The organism is Campylobacter hyointestinalis subsp. hyointestinalis, assembly GCF_013372145.1.
Classification (GTDB): Bacteria; Campylobacterota; Campylobacteria; order Campylobacterales; family Campylobacteraceae; genus Campylobacter; species Campylobacter hyointestinalis.
The window spans coordinates 879,840-900,958 of sequence record NZ_CP053827.1 but is presented as its reverse complement, the minus strand read 5'-3'; the positions used below and the strand labels follow the sequence as shown (position 1 = coordinate 900,958).

The following is a 21,119-nucleotide window of genomic DNA, read 5'->3' as shown; positions in this document are numbered from 1 at the left end:
GCTATCTATATCTGAGCTTGATTATTTTTGGGTATAATTTTGGAAAAAATCTATATAGATAGTAAAGAATCTTTAGCTTTAAACTAAGATATTTAAATCCTTTGCTTTTAAAAGCTGATCTTATATCTGCACAAGCAAACTCTAATGCTTTTTGATACTCTTTAAAGCTATATGGTTCTATAATTAAAGCAGCGTCATAGCGAAGATGTAAAAAGTAGCATTCCAAATACTCTTCTTGTTTTTTTGTTTTTTTAAATTTAGAAAAAAATTCTCTTAGGTCAAGTTCGCATTTTCTAACATCTTCAAAGTTTTTAAACTTCATACTTTTAGAGCTGTTATTAAGACCAACTCTGTAGCTATAAACGCTTTCGTTTATTTTTACGATTTTTTGCGAAAGCCAGAGTATTTTTGCACTTAAATTTGAGTCTTCGGCTATAAAGATATCTTCTAAAAATAGTAGATTGTTTTCTTTTATAAGGCTAGTTTTTATGAGTTTAGCGCACATTGTAGGAAATATGCTTTTAGCATTGTTGATAGTAAAATAATCAAATAAAAAGCTCTCTTTATCAAGTAATCCACCATCACAAATATAATTATTTACTTTAGTAGTATATCCATCTTTGTAGGTATTAAAATCTCCAAAAATAGTGTCGGCATCGTATTTTTTTGCTGCTTCATAAAATTTAGATAAGCTATCTTTTGCGGCAAAATCATCGCTATCTAAAAACGCTAAATACTCGCCTTTGGCTAATTTTATACCGGCATTTCTAGCTGCACTCGCGCCGCTGTTTTTCTGATCTATGATAACAAGGCGGCTATCAATAATAGCAAATTTATTTAAGATTTTTAGAGTATCGTCACTGCTTCCATCATTGATCGTTATGACTTCTATATCTTTAAAGCTTTGATTTAGCAGTGATTCTAAACACTCTTTTAAAAATCCCTCCGCGTTAAAGCAAGGGATTATCACGCTGATTTTCGGCACTATTTTTTATAGCTTTCTACAAATTTAGCTATTCTGTCGATTCCTTTTTTTATACTATCCATATCGCAAGCAAAACTTAGTCTAAAGTATCCATCCATACCAAATCCTATGCCTGGTACTGTGGCTACAAGGGCATTTTCTAGCATATCTTTGCAAAATTTCATAGAGTCTGGCTCTACTTCTTTACAATTTACAAATAAATAAAAAGCACCATCAGGTTTTACGACATTAAGTCCTTTTATGGCATTTATGGCATCTACTGCGTAGTCGCGACGTTCTATGAATTTAGAGCGCATGAACTCTATATCTTTATCTGCTTCGCCAAGCAAAGCAGGCACGGCTCCGTCTTGAACTATGCTTGAAATATTGCTAGTGCTTTGACTTTGTAGTTTTTTAACTGCTGCATTTATATCATCCATAACACTAGCCATATATCCAAATCTCCAGCCCGGCATAGCTCCGCATTTGCTAAGACCGTTTATAGTTATGGTGCGTTTGAACATATCCTCGCTTATGCTAGCTGTGGCTACGAACTCGCCATTATATGTAAGTTTTTCATAAATTTCATCACTTAGAACAACGATATTTGTACCTTCTAAAACTTTTGCTATAGCTTCGAGTTCAGTTTTTGTATAAACGCCGCCACATGGGTTGCTAGGGCTGTTTAGCACAATAGCTTTTGTTTTTGGAGTGATAGCTTTTTTTAAAGCTTCACTTGTGAGTTTAAATTTGCTACTTTCATCTGTTTGAACTATGACAGGAGTTCCGCCGCTAAATTTAACTATCTCAGGATAGCTTACCCAGTATGGAGACGCGATGATGGCTTCATCTCCCTCATCTATGATGCATTGAAAGATATTAAATAAAGAGTGTTTAGCTCCTACGTTTGTAATGATTTGGCTTGTTTTGTACTCTAAGCCATTATCTCTTTTTAGTTTTGTAGCTATGGCTTTTAATACTTCAGGGCGTCCTGGGATCGGAGTGTATTTTCCGCAACCTGAGTCTAATGCTCTTTTTACCGCATCTTTTATAACATTTGGTGTATCAAAATCAGGTTCGCCAGCACTAAAGCTTATGACGTCTTGCCCATTTGCTTTCATCTCTTTAGCTTTTGAGCTGATAGCTATAGTTAGGCTCTCTGAAAGCACTCCTATTTTTTTAGACAACATTATTTTACTCCTTTATCGAATTTATATACTGCTTATAACACTCATTTAAATCATTTTCGGATTTACAAATATTTTTACTATTTTTTGAAACCTCTTTTTCTAACAACTCTATCTTTTTTATAAGATATCCAAGCATCTCTTTTGTTATATCTGGAAGTTTGTTGTGTTCTAACGGCTTAGCGCAGCCGCCGACTGCTCTAGCAGGAACTCCCACGGCGGTACAATTAGGTGCTACATCTTTTACGACGACAGAATTTGCTCCTATCTTAGAGCCTTTTCCTATGGTTATATTTCCAAGTATTTTAGCTCCAGCTCCTACTACTACGCCATCTTCTAAAGTAGGGTGCCTTTTACCTTTATCAAGACTAACTCCGCCAAGAGTAACGCCTTGATATATTAAACAATCATTTCCTACAACAGCAGTTTCTCCTATCACGACTCCAGTTGCGTGGTCTATGAAAACTCTTCTGCCTATATTTGCGGCAGGATGTATATCTACTCTAGTTAAAAAATTACTAATTCCAGCAAGCATTCTGGCCATATTGTGCCATTTTTTCTCCCATAAAAGATGAGTAAAACGGTAATTTACTATAGCCCAAACACCTGGATAGTTAAATACAAGCTCCCAAAAGCATCTATATGCAGGGTCTTGCACTTTAGGCTGATTTAAATCCTCTTTTACAATATTCCAAAAACCCATATTTATCCTATCGTTTTTAAGTAGCCATTATCATTTAAAAATAGATACAATTCACCTAAAATATGTTTTTTTTGTTTTTCATCTACTAAAGTAGAGTTTTCTATCTTTTCGTTTAAAGTATCTCTGATAGCGTGTATATCGTAGTCTAAATCCTCTAAGATGTCCATGATGGATTGCGACTCTAATATATTTTTTATCTCATATCCTCCGCTTTGGTCTAAATACACTGTTGCTTCTGTAGGGTGAGTAAAGAGATTGTGCTTCATACCAAGTACTTCTTGATACGCCCCAACTAAGAAAAATCCTAAGAAATACTCTTCTTTTTCTACATCTACATCATGTAAAAATAGCGGATTTTTATTTGCATCAAAGCTTATCTCTCCATCGCTATCACAAGTTATATCCCAAATGGACGCCGATAAAGTAGGGCGCTCATCAAGTCTATCTAAAGGCATTACTGGAAAGTTTTGTCCAAGACCCCAAAAATCAGGTAAACTTTGAAACATTGAGAAATTTACTAGGTATTTTTCTTGAACTTCTTCTTGAATTTTAAGAAGCTCAGCGTAGTTTTGTTTATTACCTAGCATTGAGATCGATTTTTTCATAATGAGATGCACTAAGATCTCAGAGTTTGAGCGATCTTGTAGATCGACATAGCCAAGGTCAAATAACGTCAAAACGCTTTCCATATGGGCTATACTATCGTGAAGATACTCTATGGCGTTACTAGGTTTTATACTGGTATAAAGATCGTAAAGCTCACTGATCAAAGGAGGATTATTCTTTTTTAGCACAAGCTTTTCTTCTGTATATTCTTGACTAAATAGTTCAAGTACGGGAGCTACTAAAACAGCGTGATTTGCAGCTATATATCTACCGCTTTCTATGAAGATATCTGGTTCGATCTCGTTTTTTTGATTTGCTATAGTTTTTAGTAGATAAACGACGTCATTTGCATACTCTTTTAACGTATAGTTTCTGCTAGGATGCTCTTTAAACTGCGAATACTCTATAGCTAAACCGCCGCCCAAATTTATAGCTTTTAAATTTGAAGCTCCCATTTTTCTAAGCTCTGCGTATATATTTCCGGCTTCTGCTAGTGCTTTTTTGAGTGGATGGATTTCATTTATTTGGCTTCCGATATGAAAATGTATCATTGTGAATTGTTCGATAAGCCCATTTTCTTTTAACAAATTTACCGCTTCTATAAGCTCGGTAGAAGTCAGCCCAAACTTAGAGTTTATACCGCCACTTTTTGCCCAAACACCAGTTCCGCTGCTATGAAGTCTTATGCGAAGTCCTATATTTGGTTTTGGCTTAAATCTCTCTTTTGCAGTCGCGATGATGGCTTCAAGTTCATTTAATCCCTCTATGGTAAGAGTGATGTTGTGTCCCATTTCAGCAGCGATAAAGCCGATATCTATAAGCTCTTTATCTTTAAAGCCATTTACTGTGATCGGCGCGCTATGATTGTTATACGCCATAGCAAGCAGAAGTTCAGCTTTACTTCCTGCTTCCAAGCCATATCCGTAAGGCTCTCCTAGTTTAGTCAAATTTTCGACAAAACCAGGGTATTGATTTACTTTTAAAGGATAAACCGCGTTAAAACTTCCAGAATAATCAAATTCCTTTTTTGCACGATCAAAACTAGTATAGACTTGAACTATCTGCTTTTTAATCAAGTGTGGAAATCTTAGTAAAAGAGGACCTCTGTATCCGTCGTTTCTTATGTCTTTTACTATGTCGATGATAGCTGGTTTAAAGTCGGTATTTAGGCAAATTTTCCCGCTATCAATTATAAAATTAGAATCCCCCCAAAGGCTAAGCCCATAATCATTTATCATAACACTCCCTTAAGACCATCCAAACTTAGACGTTTTTCATCTCTGTTTTCTAAATTTTTATACCAAATTTCGCCGTTTTTGGCTTCATCTTCGCCTATACATAAAAATATTTTAGCAAGTTTTTTGTCTGCTAAATTTAGATGTTTATTTGGACTTTTTGCTTCATAAGAAATTTCAACTTTATGTTTTTTTCTAAGATTAAATCCAAGAGAATAAATTTGTTTTATATATTTTTCATCTAAAGCGCAGATATAAATTCCATCTCTTTTTGGAGCAAACTCTTTTTGCTTGAGTATCTCCATTATGCGCTCACAACCCATAGCAAAGCCTATGGCAGGAGTAGGTTTTCCGCCTAAGAACTCCGTGAGTTTATCGTATCTTCCGCCACCTGCGACTGCACTTTTAGAGCCTATCTCATCGCTCACAAACTCAAAAGCAGTTTTGCAGTAGTAGTCTAGCCCACGCACGAGCTTAGGATCTACTTCAAATTCGATTCCATTTTGTATTAAAATTTCTTTTAAATTTGAAAGGTCTTTTTCGCACTCTTCATTTAAATTTTCAGTGATAAGTGGAGCGTTTTTTAACAACATTTGACAATGCTCTTTTTTACAATCAAGTATGCGGATCGGATTTGTTTCAAGCCTTCTGTTACAGTCTTCGCATAGTTCATTTTTATTTGCTTCTATAAATTTAATAAGTTTTTGTCTATATTTTGGCATACAGTCGCTATCTCCTAGCGAATTTAGTTTTAGGGTAGCTTTTATATCGAGTTTGTTTAAGATCTCGCTTACCATTAGTATAACGCTAGCATCTTCATATACGCTAGATTCGCCAAAACACTCTACACCAAACTGATGAAATTCGCGCAAACGTCCTCGTTGCGGTCTTTCGTATCTAAACATACTTCCGTGATAGAAGTATTTTTTAACTCCACCGGCTTTATCAAATTTAGCTTCTAAAAATGCGCGAACTACTCCAGCAGTTCCTTCTGGTCTTAAGCATACGTCATTACCGCCTTTGTCGATAAACTGATACATCTCTTTGCCAACTATATCGCTACTTTCGCCTACGCTTCTTTTAAAAAGCCCGGTTTCTTCCATTTTGGGAGTTTCGCAAAATTCATAACCGTAATTTTTGGCAACACTTTCACAAATTTCTATTATAAATTTATAAAGTTTTCCATCATCATCAAGTAGATCTTTCATTCCGCGAAGCGCATTTATCATATAAATTTCCTTATTTCTTCTTGTATTTGGCTTACGCTAAGCCCTGCGTCTATCTCTAAAACATTAAATTTTAAGTCGGCGAATATTATACTCATAAATCCTTGAACTCTCATTAAATATTCAACGCCTCGTTTTTCGATATCATCACTATTTCCACGCGTAAAAAGTCTATCTTTGATAAGCTCTTCGCTTGCTTTTAAAAAGATAAATTTATCTCCTAGATCTCCGTTTAATGCAAATTTATTTAAATTTAAAAGTTCGCTTATATCAAGATTATCGTCATTTGCCATAGCATAAGCTATCCCAGATATAAATCCTCTGTCGCTTAAAACCAAATTTCCGTAATTTGGCTTAATAACTTTTTCGTAATGTTCGGCTCTATCAGCTAAAAATAGTAAAATTTCAGCTTTATTGCAGACTTTGCTGGCATTTTTAAGTAAAAATTCCCTTACCCAAGAACCAAACTCGGTTCCGCCGGGTTCTTTGGTGATAATGGCGCTAGGTTTAAATTCTTTTAAAAGAGAAATTTGTGTAGATTTTCCGACACCGTCGATACCTTCAAATGTTATTAACATTTTTCACCCTTTATATTGTCTAAAACAGTTTTTGGAACTAAATTTGTTATATCGCCACCGTGCGTGAGAACTGAGCGAACTATGGAGCTTGATATAAATGCGTTTTTAAGGCTCGGCATAAAATATATAGTTTCGAACTCACTCCATAAAGAAGCGTTTGCATAGCCTATTTGTAGCTCGTACTCAAAGTCACTTACTGCACGAAGACCCCTAACTACGGTATTTATACCATTTGATTTTGCAAAATCAACAAGCAAGTTATCAAAGCCCATGACTTCTACGTTTGATATGGAGCTAGTCGCTATTTTTGCTAAATGCAATCTTTTATCATAACAAAAATAGGGCGTTTTACTCTCATTTAGTGCAACTGCTACTATGACTTTGTCAAAAACTTTACAAGCTCGTTTGATGACGTCCATATGTCCGTTTGTGATAGGATCAAAAGTCCCTGGATATATACAAGATTTATTCATTATTTTTACCTTATGATTGCTCTATTTTTTGCTACTATGATTGCTTTAAAAATTTGATTATTATCGCTTTTTACCTGGATTATCTCACCGATATTTGCATCTTCAAGTGCTTTTACTTGAATTTCTACTTTTAGTCCGCCATCTACTATAATGGCATTTATCGTATCTCCTCTTTTTATATCGCTTAGAGTTTTAAACTGCCTATTTGTTAGGACTTTATCTCTTTTTATACGTGTTTTTGTGATAAGACTTACTTTTGGAATGCTTAAAATCGAGTCTTTATCGAAATTTTTTAAGCTGATTTGTGTTTTTTTATAATCGTTAAAATTTAAAATGTGTCCCTTATCCATATCTATAAGCGAGACAAAAACACTTACTGTAGCATCTATTTTAAATTTAAAAAATATACTTCTGTTTAGATTATTTGGCATTTTATATATCGCTTTGACATTTCCGTCTTCATTTCTCATAGATAGCAAAACTACATCCATAAGAATGTATTTGTCAAAATCTTCTGGAATAGAGTTTGGCTTTAGTATGGATAACGAATTTATAGTGATATTTGGAATTTCTTTTTGAATTTTATCTTTTATAATATCATGCAAAGTCGCGCCAAAAACTAAATTTGAAAAAATATATGAGATAAATATAAAAAGTAAAATGGAGCGGGAAACGAGATTCGAACTCGCGACCCCAACCTTGGCAAGGTTATGCTCTACCCCTGAGCTATTCCCGCTTATCTTTTTTAAAGAGAGTGATTGTATCATAAATTTATTCATATGTCAAGATAGCTTTAAGATTTTTATGATATTTTCGTTTGAAATCCATGACTCTCCTATCTTTGAGAGATAAATGGCATTTGACATAGCAAGAGGTTTTATCATAGCAGGGCTAAATTTATTGTCATTTATAGGAGTAAATTCTCCATTTTCATAGTGTCCGATGACTATATTTGCACGACTATTCTTCATAACGATATCGCCTTTAAATTTAGCAAAAAAAGTTTCGTGTGCGAAGTTTGCTTGTCCGCTTAATTTTTTAAGAGCAGGGATACCGGCTAAAAAGCAAGCCACAAAGCACGACATAGGATTTCCGGGTAATAACAAAACTATCTGAGAGCCTTTTTTATATAGTTTTGTTGGTTTTGCTGGTCTGATATCTAGGCTCCCAAACATTTCCTCAAAGCCAAGATCAAGTAAAACTTCTCGCATAAAATCGGCTTCGCCTTTACTAGCGCCGCCGCTTGTGATGATCGCATCATAATGAGCATGCAGGTTTATTTGAGCTTTTAAAATATCTTTATCATCTTTTAAGATGCCTTTATACTCGCTTTTAAAACCGTGAGTTCGTAAAAGCGCCATTATCCCAGAAGCGTTTGCGTTATATATGGATCTTTCATCGCAAAACTCCCAAGGCTCATTTATCTCATCTCCACTACTAAAAACGGCGATTTTAGGTCTAGCATATACTTTTACGTAGCTTATACCTTGAGACGCTAAAAGCATAATTTTAGCAGAGTCTAAGCGGTTATTTGCTTTAAGTAAGATATCGCCTACGCTCACTTCTTCGCCTTTTATGCGTCTTGCATTGTCTTGTTTTAAATTTGAAGGCACTAAAAGTCTTCCTTGCTCATCAAATTTTTCATCTTCTAACATAACTATGCTGTTTGCTCCTTTAGGAAAAATAGCTCCGGTCATTATCTTATAACATTCGTTTTTATTTATTTCGTATTTGGCTTTATCTCCTGCAAATATAGTTCCTTTTATGTTTAGAGGCGAATTTCTATCATCGTAATTTATAGCGTAACCATCAAGTGCTGCGTTATCAAAGCAGGGCAATGCTTTTTTAGCATAAATATCTTCAAACAAGATCTTGTCTATTGCTTTTTCTAAGCTGATGATTTCGCAATAATCTAGTGCTTTTATGGAATTTATCACATTTAACGCTTCATCTACTAACAAATTTTATCCTTTATTCACTTAGTCGTTTTATATCTGCGCCGAGATTTTGTAACTTCTTCTCAAGGTTTTCATATCCTCTATCTAAATGATAAATTCTATGAACTCTAGTGATTCCGTTTGCTCTAAGTGCGGCTAAAACCAGTGCTGAACTAGCCCTTAGATCAGTAGCCATAACATCCGCTCCATTTAAGCTTGATCCACTGATAGTCGCGATATGCCCGTTTAGTTTTATATCAGCTCCCATTCTACTAAGCTCACTAGCGTGCATAAATCTGTTTTCAAAAAGCCGCTCATCTATGGTACTTACGCCATCAGCGACCGCGGCTAAAGCCATAAACTGCGCTTGCATATCTGTAGGAAATCCTGGAAATTCAGTAGTAATTATATTTACCGGGGCTAATTTGGCATCAGATATGACCTTTATGCTATTTTTTTCTAATTCAAATCTAACGCCCATATCGCTAAGTTTATCAAGGACTGAAACCAAGTGGCTTGGCTCTACGCCATTTAGCGTTATCTCTCCGCCACTTATAGCACAAGCACAAAGATAAGTGCCAGCCTCAATACGGTCTGGTATTACGCAAATTTTAGCTAAATTTAAAAGCTCTCCGCCATTTCCGTGTATTATAAGCTCACTCGTGCCTATACCTTCTATCTTAATACCGCTATCATTTAAAATTTGACAGACTTGCACGACTTCAGGCTCTTTTGCTGCGTTTAATATAGTTGTTTTACCTTTAGCCAAGGCTGCAGCCATGACTATATTTTCAGTTCCAGTTACTGTTATTTTATCAAAAACTATATTTGCGCCTTTTAGTCCACCAGTAGCTTTTGCTACGACATATCCGTCTTTTATCTCGATATTTGCACCCATTTTTTCAAGTGCGCTAAGATGTAAATCTATAGGTCTTGCTCCGATAGCGCAACCTCCTGGAAGCGAAACTTCGCAGTGTCCAAACCGTGTTAAAAGCGGTCCCAAAACTAAGATCGAAGCTCTCATTTTTCGTACGATATCATAAGTCGCTTTTGTGGAATTTATAGTTGATGTATTTATAACTAAATTTGAGTCATCAAATTTAGCATTTGCGCCTAAATTTACAAGTAATTTTACTAAAGTCTGCGTATCTGCAACGCGCGGAATGTTTGAAAACTCTGTATTATTTTTACCTAAAATGCTCATAGCAATGAGTGGTAAAGCTGCATTTTTTGCGCCGCTAATATCCACTTTGCCACTAAGTCTATTTCCGCCTTTTATCTCTAAATAATCCATTATCAGCCTTTAAAAAATATGGTGATTATACAATACTTATTCTTATATTTTTATTTTAAGAAAATATTTGGTAAAATCATCAAAATGACTTAAAAATGGAGATAAACTATGTGGTTTAAAGGAGTTTTAACCATATCTGCTTTGTTACTTATCTTAAGTGGTTGTTCTACAAAAAGCATAGATCCATATGGGGAACAAAACAGCTACGATAATATAGGCTCAAAATATCAAAAAAACGACACTACAAGCGGATATAATTTTAATTATAGTCAAGCCGCTGATGAGTTTTACAATATAAATTTAAGCAAATATCTTAATAAAAAACTAGGAAATGATTGCTCTGGTTTTGTATCTTTAGTCAATGAAGATAGCAAATCTTTGTATTTTGATGAGAATATAGTAAATAATTTTTATGATAAAAATGGTAGAAAATCACAAGCCATTTTCAATCTTTATAAATCACAAAATAAAATTTCATACACAGATCCAAAACCGGGAGATTTAGTATTTTTCAACAATACTACTTCTAGGACTAATAAATCAAAAAATAAAGCCATAACACATCTTGGCATTATAGATAAAGTAGAATCAAACGGCACCATAACTTTTGTACATAATATAAATGGTAAAAATATAAAAAGCGTTATGAATTTAAAGCACAAAAATACACATAAGCTAAATGGTAAAAAAATCAATGCGTACATCATACTAAAATGTCAAACCCCAGCTTGCCTTATCTCGAATAAATTCGCCGGATTTGGTAAAGTGGATAAATTCGTTCAAATAGACTAAATTTGATAGTTTCAAGGATAAATTTGCTTACGACTCCAGTGCTCATAGCTATAAACTGTGTAGTGTATTTTTTAGAATATTACGTTTATAATAACGACGTATTTGGTATGTATTTTGGGCTAAATGAACTGTTTTTTTTGGGTGCTTACTGGCAGCTTTTGACTACTATGTTTTTGCACGGATCGCTTATGCATCTACTTATGAATATGGCTGTACTTTATCAGTTCGGTACGATTTTAGAAAGATATCTTGGTAGTTTTAAATTTATGCTACTTTATATAGGCGGCGGTATCGTTACTAGCTTGCTTAGCCTTAGTTATCTTGCTTTTGCAAACGTAAATTTAGTGGGTGCAAGCGGTGCGATATGCGTTCTTTTGGGTTTTATGGCAAACTTAGATAGATACAATAGAAAAGGACTCTTCATCGCAGTGATTTTGATGAGTTTCGCTCCGCTTTTACTAGGTGTAAATATAGCTTGGTATGCGCATATATTTGGATTTGGTATAGGCTATCTGTTTGGATTTTTAAAGGTTTTTAGATGAACTTTTTTGAAGATATTTGGAAAATTCAAAATGATGGAAATTTAGAAAGCAAATTTAGTGGATTTGAACGTATATTTGCAGATTTTAACTCTGGTTTTTACGATCTAAACTCAGTATCTAAGCCAAATCCTTTAGTAGCTCCAAGTTACGCACTAAACTGCGCCGTATATGAGATGAAAGAGTTAAAAAATCATAAAAACGAAAACAAAAATGCAGCTTTTTTACACTCTATAGCACATATCGAGTACAGCGCGATAGATATAGCTCTTGATGCTTGCTATAGATTTAGAGAGCTTCCAAAAGAGTATTATTTTGACTGGTTAGAAGTAGCAAATGACGAGATAAAACATTTTAAGATGATAAATGAGCTTCTAGAAAAGTCAGGATCTAAATATGGTGATTTTGGCGTACATAATGGGCTTTTTATAGCGATGCAAAAAACGCAAAACTCGCTCATAGATAGAATGGCGGTTTTACCAAGATATATGGAAGCAAACGGGCTGGACGCAAATTTATTTATGATGAGCAAGCTTGGAGCGGATTCTAAAAAAAGATATCTTTTGGAGGTTTTAAAAGTGATACATGCCGAAGAGATAGATCACGTCAAAAAAGGTGATAAGTGGTTTAAATTTGCATCTGCAAAGTGCGGTATAGATCCAAATTCATGGATAGATATAGTTTTAAAACATTATCCAAACGCATTTAGCACCAAAAGAGTTCTAGATAAAAAACATAGGCTTCTTGCCGGTTTTAGTGAGTCTGAAATCACAAAAATTTCGTATCTACAAAAGGATAAATAGTGAAAAATGAAACTACAAAAAACGGTATGTGCGTAAAAACAAGCCAAAAGTCTTTAAAGGCTGATGTTTGTATAAATACCAGCAAAGCAGTCACAACAGAACAGTCTATAAGCCCTTTTAAAGCAAGTGAAGCTGGTGTTAAAACTATATATTTTATAAGACATTCAAAGGCTAAAAAAGAAGGAAGCAGTGATTTTGATAGAGACCTATCTGAAAAAGGCAAACAAAATGCCGAATTTATGGGTAAAAGATTAAAAAAATATAAAGTACTTCCAGATATGATATTTGCCTCTCCTGCAAAACGTGCCATAAAAAGTGCAAATTTACTAGCGCGTGAGACTAAATTTAAAAAAGATATAATCCAAGTCAAAGATCTATATAATGCAAGTTTGGAAAATATGCTTGAGTTCATAAACTCTATTGATGATAAATATAATGCTATTTTTATTGTAGGTCACAATCCTAGTATAACACAAATCTCAGAGCTTTTAAGTGATTCTGATATCGGAAATATACCTACTGGCGGAATCTTTTGTATAAAATTTGATTGTTGTAGTTTTAAAGATCTAAAAGCACATCATGGACATGCTCTATTTTTTGACTATCCTAAAAAGCATCTTTGATTTATTGTGCAAATGATAGAAAATAGGGGATAGCTCAAAAACCGTTTTTATGGCATTTTACTATAAAAACAAAAAATAAATACACTTAAAATCAAGTTTGTATCTTGCATTTTTTGATCTTTGCTTAATAAAAATCCATATAAGGTCAAAAACTAAATATCACGAAATCATATTCTCAAATCTATAGTTGACATAAACTAGTTCTTTAGAAAAAATACCAAATCTATTTATATTTATATATAAAATTGAAGGGTTCAATTTTATGGTTTTTATAAATATGTAATCATTGATTAAAATATCAAAAAATTAGATGAAGAGTATACGTATAAAAATATGTAAAATAGTATGTATAGTATAAATCAAAAAACTATGATAAATTTAATGGATAAATTCTAAAAACTCAAAAAGTAAATCTCATCAAATACTCATAAAAACATAGCTTTGCTGATATGCAGATAGGGATAGAAGAGTATATTTATAAAACTTTGAAAATTATAGTTTTCAATACAAAATAATAAAAATAGCATGTATTTTACTTTTTTAAGCAAAATAAGCGTACTTTTTATACAAGCTTAGTTTTTTATATGGTTTACTTTTGTAGAAATTTAAAGACGTTTATCTTGTAAATTTAACTAAATGTTTATAGTATATCTTATAGATTTATATTTATACAATTTTTGCTAGAAATAAATCAAGAAATAAATTCGGAGCTAAAAAACTCCAAATTTATTATTCGTAAAATTTAGATGCGCTTTGTATGAGTTCTTCTAGATTGCACTCTTTTTCATTTTGTATGATATTTTTTATACCGCAAAGTAGATTTATAGAAGCTTCTATTTCTACTTTTCTTGTGGATATGCTCTCGACATTAGCCCCAACGCTTACACCTTTTGCACGTCCATATTTATATAAAAACTCAAACATATCAAGGCTTAGTCCAACAGAAGCACTAAGTGGATCGTCGCTTTCAAACAGTCTATCTTCAAACTGTTTAGACACTGAAATACCAAGCCATCTCATAAATTCAAGCGTTTTAGGGCTACCGCAAGGCGTAAATGTAAATATTATAGGTACTTTTTTTATTCCTAAATTTGCATAGTCGTCTAAAAACCGCTTTGCATTTTCTATGTTATAAACCGCTTGTGTGATAAAAAATTCACATCCTTTGATGATTTTTGAAGCCACTCTTAGATCTTCATCGCCTTTTTTTTCATGTCTTTCAGGTATACAGATCCCACCTACTGTTACGTTTCCACCCTGCTCTTTTTTGAGTTTATAGGCTTCATTTAGATTAAATTTAAGCAAGTCATTCTTTGAGCTTGCTCCTACAAAAACGGATAACATATCATTATTAGAAGTATTTAAAAAGTTAGCAAATTCTTCTTTGGTGTAGTTTCCTACAGCTTTATAGATGACTGCTGGATATGATAGTTTTAAAAACTCTTTATGGTAGATCTCGGGCTTGATAGTTCCGCAAAACTCAAATGTACGCTTCTCGTCATTTCGCGCACTTTCATCTTGCAAGTCATATATCACAAGTCCATCTATGCCGGTGTTTTCTAGTCTTTCTAGTTGTTTTTTGGCTATTTGATAAGCTTCATCTTTACTTAAATTTATTTTTGGCGGAGTGATACCGTAAAGCAAAATGCCCGGTTTGTTTTCTTTGATCTTATCTTTTAGCATTGATAAACCTTTAGGGCTTGTCCCAAAAAGGGACAAGTTGTTTAGCTTAGACGAACGATTTTAACGGCTGCGGTCATATTTTTAAGGCTAGGTTTAACCTCTTCCCATTTTCTTGTTTTTAGACCACAATCTGGATTTATCCAAAGTTGGCTTTTTGGAAGAACTTCTAGTAAAGCGTGAATTTGAGTAGCTATCTCTTCTACGCTAGGAACTCTTGGACTATGGATATCATAAACTCCAGGTCCTACTTCTTGTTTATAGCCAACTGATTTAAAGATTTTTAGTAGCTCATTTCCGCTTCTAGCAGTTTCTATACTGATAACATCGGCATCCATCGCTTCAATGGTCTTTATGATGTCATTAAACTCAGAATAACACATATGCGTGTGAATTTGAGTCTGCACTCCTGCTGAGCAAACGCTTAGTTTAAAGCAATCTACTGCAAATTTTTCATAAGCAGATACGTTTTCACGTCTAAGCGGATAACCCTCTTTAAACGCAGCTTCATCTACTTGTATGATTTTGATACCTGCATTTTGAAGATCGTCTATCTCATCGTAAATACAAAGCGCAAGCTCTTTTGCTATCTCGCTTCTTGGTTTATCATCTCTTACAAAGCTCCAGTTTAGGATAGTTACAGGTCCAGTTAGCATACCTTTCATGATCTTGCTTGTTTTGCTTTGAGCGTAGCTTATCCAGTTTACGGTCATAGCTTTTGGACGACTAACATCACCAAAAAGGAGTGGTGGTTTAACACATCTACTACCATAGCTTTGTACCCAGCCATTAGTACTAAATGCATATCCTTTTAGTTGCTCTCCAAAGTATTCAACCATATCATTACGCTCAGGTTCGCCATGGACTAACACGTCTAAGCCGCACTCTTCTTGAAAAGCTATGCACTCGTCGATGTATTTTTTGATATCTTTTTCATAAGCTTCTTGTGAGATTAGTGATTTCTTATAAGCATTTCTTACTTGACGAAGCTCTGGAGTCTGCGGGAAACTACCTATAGTTGTAGTTGGAAGCTCTGGAAGATTAAATTTAGCTTTTTGAACCTTTATACGCTCTTCATAAGGAGTATCTCTTTCAAATTTAGATAGGTTTTTTACTCTTTCTTGAACAGCTTTATCGTTTACTAATTCAGAAGTCTTTCTTGAAGCGATAGCCGATCTATTTTTAGCAAGCAAGCCCTCACCTACTTCACAAAAATGCTCACCGTTTGCTAATTTTTTTAGTAAATTTACTTCTGTTAGTTTTTCTAACGCAAAGCTAAGCCACTCTTTTATGCTTAGTTTTTCTTCGTATTTTAGAGTATATGGGACGTGTAAAAGTGAGCAAGAAGTACCTATATTTAGGCGTTCGCTTGGGATATACTCTTTGATCTTATTTATTAGCTCAAGTTTAGCATCAAGATCGCTTACCCAAACGTTTCTACCATCTATAAGTCCAGCAAATAGAACTTTATCGCTATTTTTTAGGATTTCTAAAGAAGCTTTTTGGCAGCTTGTATGTACAAAATCAAGTCCAACGCCCCAAACTTTAGTTTTTACGATCTCTTTTACGGCTTCGTTTGCATGCTCAAAATACGTCATAAATATAATTTTAACATTATCTTCGGCGCATAGCTTGTCATAAACAGGGGCTATTTTATCTTTTAGTTTTTCAGCTTTATCAGTGACAAAGATAGGCTCGTCTATCTGAACTACGATTTCATTATCAAGCTTAGAAATTTCAACTAAAAGCTTAGCATACTGCTCTACTAGGGCGTCTAAATGACAAAGTGCGCAGCTTCCATCAGTTGTTTTACTAAGCGCTAAAAACGTTATAGGTCCTATCAAATTTATCTTTGGAGTGATGCCTTCAGCTTTTGCTTCTTTATATTCATTTAATATTTTTGTAGGATTTAGACTAAATTTAGTCTCTTTGCTAAGTTCTGGAACAATATAATGGTAGTTTGTATTAAACCATTTTGTCATCTCCATAGCTACGCTTGTTTTGTTTCCTCTTGCCATTGAAAAGTATAGCTCTGTTCCACTAAGCCCGTCAAATCTCGGCGGGATCGCTCCAAAAGTTATAATATTATCAAGCATCAAATCATAATAAGAAAAGTCGTTTGCACTTATAAAATCTATATGTGCGTCTTTTTGATACTTCCAGTGTCTCGCTTTTAGTTCTTTTGCTACGCGTTCAACTTCACTAAAATCACTCTTACCAGCCCAAAAACTCTCAAGCGCAAATTTAAGCTCTCTTTGTTCACCTATCCTAGGAAATCCTGTTATAAAACTTTTTGACATATTTAATCCTTTATTAAAATACATAATTATAGTGTAAAAGGTCTTAGACCAACTAAATTTAAAAAATATAATGTTTATTTTAGTAGAATTTACGCATTTCAAAAAGAACTAACGGCGGTTTTAATCCGTGGAGTTTATAGAATAATTTATCATCATCTAAGTATAAGAAAAAATGCTTATGTAATAGTGTAAGGCGGGTTTTGCGTTTAAAAATACAGTTGCAATGGATAGGAAACGTAACGATAAAAGCTAGATATGAAAATACACTTATAAAAGTAAATTCTAAGTTAAATATAAATTTGAAATCTTTTTTATTTTTTAGTGCTTTGCTTATCGCTTTGTAGGCTAATACACATGGGACAACTCATACTTACGCCTTTTTATACTTTTAAAATAGTTTGATGATTGTAACTAAAAAAATATAAAATTTGACTGAAAATAAAATATTTGTAGAGCATTTTTCTAGTTATCAAAATCAGTACGAAATAAAAAGGAATTTAGCTAGTCGATTTGGCTAGCTAAATCGACTAGCTTTCTTTAAATAGTTTTGAAGCTAAAATTTGAGCTTTATCTTGATCGCTATCTTTTTTAAGCGTTTTAAAGACTCTATTTAGATGATTCTCAAAAAATTCGTGATTATTTAGCTCTTTTTCATTATCTTTTTTTATGACACTTGTGTATTCTCCATCGCTTCCAAGCTCGTAAGCAAGCTCGTTATCACTAAGTTGTAAACGTAAAATTTCATTTAGTTTATCTTGAAGCATAGGCTCGTATATAGGAGTCATAAGCTCAAGTCTGCGCTCTAGATTTCGTGGCATCCAGTCCGCGCTGGATATATAAAATTTAGGACTTGCATGCTTAAAATAAAATATTCTGGCATGCTCAAGGTATTTTCCTATGATAGAGCGAACGCGGATATTTTCACTTATGCCAGCTACACCAGGTCTAAGACAACAAATTCCTCTTATGATAAGATCTATCTGAACCCCTGCTTTACTTGCATTGTAAAGCTCTTTTATGACGTCGCTATCGACTAAAGCATTCATTTTGGCGATGATCTTGCCCTCGCCACCCATTTTTGCTTCATTCTTTATCATATCTATAACACGTTCTTTTATCTGCATAGGAGACATAGAAAGTGAGTTTAGACGTCTGTTTTTGCTAAATCCAGATAGTATGTGAAAAAAAGTAGTAGTATCTTTTGCAAAGTCTTCTCTACTAGTAAAGTAGCTCACGTCTGTGTAGATCTTTGCGCTACTTCCGTTGTAGTTTCCAGTACCAAGATGCATATAAAATTTGAGTTTGTCGCCTATTTGGCGTATGACTTGAGAAACTTTTGCGTGAACTTTAAATCCTGTAATACCATATATCACGTGTGCTCCTGCGTTTTCAAGCGCTTTTGCCCAGTGAAGATTGTTTTCTTCATCAAATCTAGCTTTTAGCTCTACCATCACGGTCACTTGTTTGCCATCACTTGCAGCGTCTATGAGAGCTTGAATGATGCTTGAGTTTTTCTCAACTCTATAAAGCGTCATACGTATAGATATTACTTTTGGATCTTTTGCTGCTTCTTTGATAAACTGAGTTACTGGATCAAAGCTTTCATACGGATGAAAAAGTAAAACGTCTTCTTTATCTATAGCATCAAACATCGAAACATTTTGTCCAAATGGAGGAAGTGTCTTTGGCGTATATTGAGGTAAGAGTAAATTTGAAAACTCTTTATCGCCGATGATCTGCCACAAAGCTCCAAGGGTTAGAGGAATGCTATATTCATATATATCTTTATAAAATATTTTCATATGCAAATTTAAAAACTCAAGTATCTCTGGATCTGGATCTTTTTCGATTTGTAAACGAACAAAAGCGCCTTTTCTGCGGAGTTTTAAGCCTTGTTCTAGTATCATCATAAAATCGTCCGCTTCTTCTTCTTCGATCACCATATCGGCGTTCCTAGTTACCCTAAATGCGCAACTTGCAAGTAGTTTGTATCCTGGAAATATCTCTTCTGCGTGACGATGAACTATGCTTTCTATAGGTACATATATGCCATCTCCGGCGTTGTAAAATCTAGGAAGCACACGGCTGATACGTATCATTCCAAATTTTATTATCTCAGGATGAGCGTCATCGCAAAGTTTCACTGCAAGTCCAAAACTAAGGTTGTTTAGATGTGGAAAAGGATGGGTCGCATCGACTGCGATAGGAACGATAACTGGCAAAATATTTGAGAAAAAGTACTCATCAGCCCTAAGCTTGATATCTGAGTCTAGATCTTCGTATTTTTTGATGTATAACCCTGCTTTTGCTAGTTTTGAAACAGTATCTTTATAGTAATCTTCTAAAATTTGTTGCTCATCTTTTAGGTATTTTCTTATCTCTCTTAGCTGATCAAGCGGAGTCATTTCATCATTTCCGCTTACTACGACCCCAGCGGCAAAAAGTTGCTTTAGTCCAGCTATTCTGATCATATAAAATTCGTCTAAATTTGTATAATAAATAGCTATAAACTTGAGCTTTTCAAGTAGCGGAAGATCTTTTTCGCATTGAGCTAGTACGCGCGAATTAAATCTTAGCCAAGATAGTTCGCGATTGATAAAAATATCTCTGTTTTCCATATTTCAACCCTTCTAAATTTGAGATGATTATACTAAAAATGAGTGAAAAATTCACTTAATATTTAAATTTAAAATAGAATTGTCATTAAATTGTGTAAATTCAGGTGGTAATTTTATAAATTTAAAGGTCTAATTTAGACCTTTAATCGTCTTTTTTAAAAAATATACAGCCAGCCAAACAGCGCAAAAATTAGCCGCAAAAGGAGTTAGCCATACTCCATTTACATTAAAAAAACTTGACAATGCAAACAAAAATGGTAAAGGCAGTAATAAATTTGCGCTTAAAGATATGGCAAGAGAACAAGCAGGTTTATTTAAAGCCGTGAAAAACGAGTTGGCAAATACGATAAACCACGAACATAGATAAATCGGTGAAAAAATGATCAAAGCTTCTTTGCTAGCTGTGATAAAATCGCTATCTCTACTGAAAAACGATATCATAAGATCTCCGCCAAAAAATACTATGCTCATAATGATCACCCCAATCATCATAGATCCTATAAATGTACGCCAAAACAGAGCCATTACGAATTTTAAATTTTTCGCGCCATAGTAGTAAGTAACAAGTGGGCTAATGCCGTCGCACATACTAAATATCAATGATGCCATAAGGCTATTTATAGCAAAAATTACCTCAAGTATCGCCACGCCCTGTACTCCTGCGATATCTAGCAGTAAAGCGTTTGCTACGATGACAAAGAGTGATGTTGAGATATTTGTCAAGAACTCGGAGCTTCCGTTGTATATTATGTTTTTTATAATTTTTAAATTTATAAACGCTTTGCTTAGTTTTAGCTCTAAGTTTCCAAATACAAACGGTGCAAATCCGAGCAAAGTTCCTAAACTAAGTCCAATACAAGTAGCCAAAGCAGCACTAAAAAGTCCCCAACCTAAAACTACTATAAAAATATAATCAAGTACAACATTTACAAATGCTACAAAGATATTTACACACATACTATACATAGGCTTTTTGCAAATTCTAAGGTAATTATCTAGCATAAAGCATAGCATTATGACAGGGCAAAACAGTGCAAAAACTTTGGTGTATTGCGAAGCAAGAACTGCTAATTCTTTATCGTATATCAAGTAATTAGTAATCGGTTCTATAAAGAAAATACCAAATAAAAACACAAAACACGAAAAGATAAAAACTGACATCAAACTAAAGCTAAATATCCCACAAGCTTGCTTAAATCTACCGCTTCCAAGGCGCAGCGCTATTTGTACGGATGAGCCTACTGCTATCATATCTATGAGTGCAAAGCTTATCATTATAAAAGGCATAGTAAGCCCCATAGCACCAAGTGCTTTTGTGCCTATCATCTGCCCGACAAATATAGTATCTACCGTAAAATAAAATGATATGAAAGCAGTACTTATCATATTTGGAAAAGCGTATTTTATAAATAATTTTGTAGGTTTAAAGTCCATATTAACTCATATTTTTTAAATTTTGTTGCTATTTAAAAAATAAAACGCTAATAAACTCCATTGATGGCTTGTATGTATAAATTTAGTTTTAGATACAATTTATTTTGACAAGTATAACGGTAAGTCA

Annotated in this window: 19 protein-coding genes and 1 tRNA gene; 5 read left to right on the top strand and 15 right to left on the bottom strand. The window is 34.0% G+C overall.

The genetic code is table 11. From position 1 onward, the window contains the following. Position 1 precedes the first annotated feature (1 nt). The 11 genes from CHHT_RS04745 to murA all read right to left on the bottom strand — a co-directional run bounded on the left by CHHT_RS04745 (position 2) and on the right by murA (position 10,203). Positions 2–985, bottom strand: coding sequence for a glycosyltransferase family 2 protein (locus CHHT_RS04745; protein WP_034961222.1), 984 nt, complete (start codon positions 983–985; stop codon positions 2–4). Further along, positions 985–2,154, bottom strand: a complete 1,170-nt coding sequence (locus CHHT_RS04740) for a pyridoxal phosphate-dependent aminotransferase (RefSeq protein ID WP_034961223.1) — start codon at positions 2,152–2,154, stop codon at positions 985–987. Before CHHT_RS04740 ends, CHHT_RS04745 begins: the two co-directional genes overlap by 1 nt. A 4-nt stretch (positions 2,155–2,158) precedes the next feature. Further along, a complete protein-coding gene (cysE, locus tag CHHT_RS04735; RefSeq protein ID WP_034961225.1) occupies positions 2,159–2,854 on the bottom strand; it encodes a serine O-acetyltransferase in 696 nt (231 codons plus the stop codon). Between the two features lie 2 nt (positions 2,855–2,856). Then, positions 2,857–4,695 carry a biosynthetic arginine decarboxylase gene (speA, locus tag CHHT_RS04730; RefSeq protein WP_115600658.1) on the bottom strand — a complete coding sequence of 613 codons (1,839 nt, stop codon included), beginning with the start codon at positions 4,693–4,695 and terminating at the stop codon, positions 2,857–2,859. After that, complete coding sequence (gene hisS, locus CHHT_RS04725; RefSeq protein WP_064019748.1) at positions 4,695–5,924, bottom strand: histidine--tRNA ligase; 1,230 nt, start codon at positions 5,922–5,924, stop codon at positions 4,695–4,697. The genes speA and hisS overlap by 1 nt, the downstream gene beginning before the upstream one ends. Continuing rightward, positions 5,921–6,499 carry a dTMP kinase gene (gene tmk, locus CHHT_RS04720; RefSeq protein ID WP_034961230.1) on the bottom strand — a complete coding sequence of 193 codons (579 nt, stop codon included), beginning with the start codon at positions 6,497–6,499 and terminating at the stop codon, positions 5,921–5,923. Before tmk ends, hisS begins: the two co-directional genes overlap by 4 nt. Further along, a complete protein-coding gene (coaD, locus tag CHHT_RS04715; protein ID WP_034961233.1) occupies positions 6,493–6,972 on the bottom strand; it encodes a pantetheine-phosphate adenylyltransferase in 480 nt (159 codons plus the stop codon). The genes tmk and coaD overlap by 7 nt, the downstream gene beginning before the upstream one ends. Before the next feature lie 5 nt (positions 6,973–6,977). Continuing rightward, positions 6,978–7,577, bottom strand: coding sequence for a flagellar basal body P-ring formation chaperone FlgA (gene flgA / locus CHHT_RS04710; RefSeq protein WP_064019747.1), 600 nt, complete (start codon positions 7,575–7,577; stop codon positions 6,978–6,980). A gap of 56 nt (positions 7,578–7,633) precedes the next feature. Further along, positions 7,634–7,708: transfer RNA gene (locus CHHT_RS04705), tRNA-Gly, on the bottom strand. Between the two features lie 46 nt (positions 7,709–7,754). Further along, positions 7,755–8,933: a molybdopterin molybdotransferase MoeA gene (locus CHHT_RS04700; RefSeq protein WP_034961235.1), complete on the bottom strand. Its 1,179-nt coding sequence runs from the start codon at positions 8,931–8,933 to the stop codon at positions 7,755–7,757. Between the two features lie 10 nt (positions 8,934–8,943). Further along, positions 8,944–10,203, bottom strand: a complete 1,260-nt coding sequence (gene murA, locus CHHT_RS04695) for a UDP-N-acetylglucosamine 1-carboxyvinyltransferase (protein WP_034961237.1) — start codon at positions 10,201–10,203, stop codon at positions 8,944–8,946. Positions 10,204–10,311: 108 nt separating this feature from the next. On the opposite strand from murA, the gene CHHT_RS04690 reads away from it, so the two are divergent. From CHHT_RS04690 to CHHT_RS04675, 4 genes are read left to right on the top strand one after another with little or no spacing between them, the layout of a single operon-like run. Further along, the gene (locus CHHT_RS04690) at positions 10,312–10,995 is read left to right on the top strand and encodes a CHAP domain-containing protein (RefSeq protein WP_034961239.1); all 684 of its coding nucleotides are present in this window, start codon (positions 10,312–10,314) and stop codon (positions 10,993–10,995) included. Between the two features lie 23 nt (positions 10,996–11,018). After that, positions 11,019–11,537, top strand: a complete 519-nt coding sequence (locus CHHT_RS04685; protein ID WP_034961241.1) for a rhomboid family intramembrane serine protease — start codon at positions 11,019–11,021, stop codon at positions 11,535–11,537. Then, positions 11,534–12,337 carry a ferritin-like domain-containing protein gene (locus CHHT_RS04680; RefSeq protein WP_034961244.1) on the top strand — a complete coding sequence of 268 codons (804 nt, stop codon included), beginning with the start codon at positions 11,534–11,536 and terminating at the stop codon, positions 12,335–12,337. The genes CHHT_RS04685 and CHHT_RS04680 overlap by 4 nt, the downstream gene beginning before the upstream one ends. Next, a complete protein-coding gene (locus CHHT_RS04675; protein WP_232051106.1) occupies positions 12,337–12,960 on the top strand; it encodes a SixA phosphatase family protein in 624 nt (207 codons plus the stop codon). Before CHHT_RS04680 ends, CHHT_RS04675 begins: the two co-directional genes overlap by 1 nt. 729 nt (positions 12,961–13,689) lie before the next feature. Here the strand turns inward: CHHT_RS04675 and CHHT_RS04670 are convergent. Together CHHT_RS04670 and metE are read right to left on the bottom strand one after the other, a co-directional pair. Further along, positions 13,690–14,643 (bottom strand): methylenetetrahydrofolate reductase, encoded by a 954-nt coding sequence (locus tag CHHT_RS04670; protein WP_034961246.1) that lies wholly within the window; start codon positions 14,641–14,643, stop codon positions 13,690–13,692. A 41-nt stretch (positions 14,644–14,684) separates the two neighbouring features. Further along, positions 14,685–16,940, bottom strand: a complete 2,256-nt coding sequence (gene metE / locus CHHT_RS04665) for a 5-methyltetrahydropteroyltriglutamate--homocysteine S-methyltransferase (protein WP_034961249.1) — start codon at positions 16,938–16,940, stop codon at positions 14,685–14,687. 200 nt (positions 16,941–17,140) lie between these two features. On the opposite strand from metE, the gene CHHT_RS04660 reads away from it, so the two are divergent. Beyond that, complete coding sequence (locus CHHT_RS04660; RefSeq protein WP_155589500.1) at positions 17,141–17,284, top strand: hypothetical protein; 144 nt, start codon at positions 17,141–17,143, stop codon at positions 17,282–17,284. Between the two features lie 183 nt (positions 17,285–17,467). Here the strand turns inward: CHHT_RS04660 and CHHT_RS04655 are convergent, their stop codons facing one another. Further along, positions 17,468–19,558, bottom strand: a complete 2,091-nt coding sequence (locus tag CHHT_RS04655; protein ID WP_034961257.1) for an RNA degradosome polyphosphate kinase — start codon at positions 19,556–19,558, stop codon at positions 17,468–17,470. Positions 19,559–19,687: 129 nt separating this feature from the next. Beyond that, entirely contained in the window at positions 19,688–20,992 is a 1,305-nt protein-coding gene (locus tag CHHT_RS04650; protein WP_064019745.1) for an MATE family efflux transporter, read from the bottom strand. Positions 20,993–21,119 lie beyond the last annotated feature (127 nt).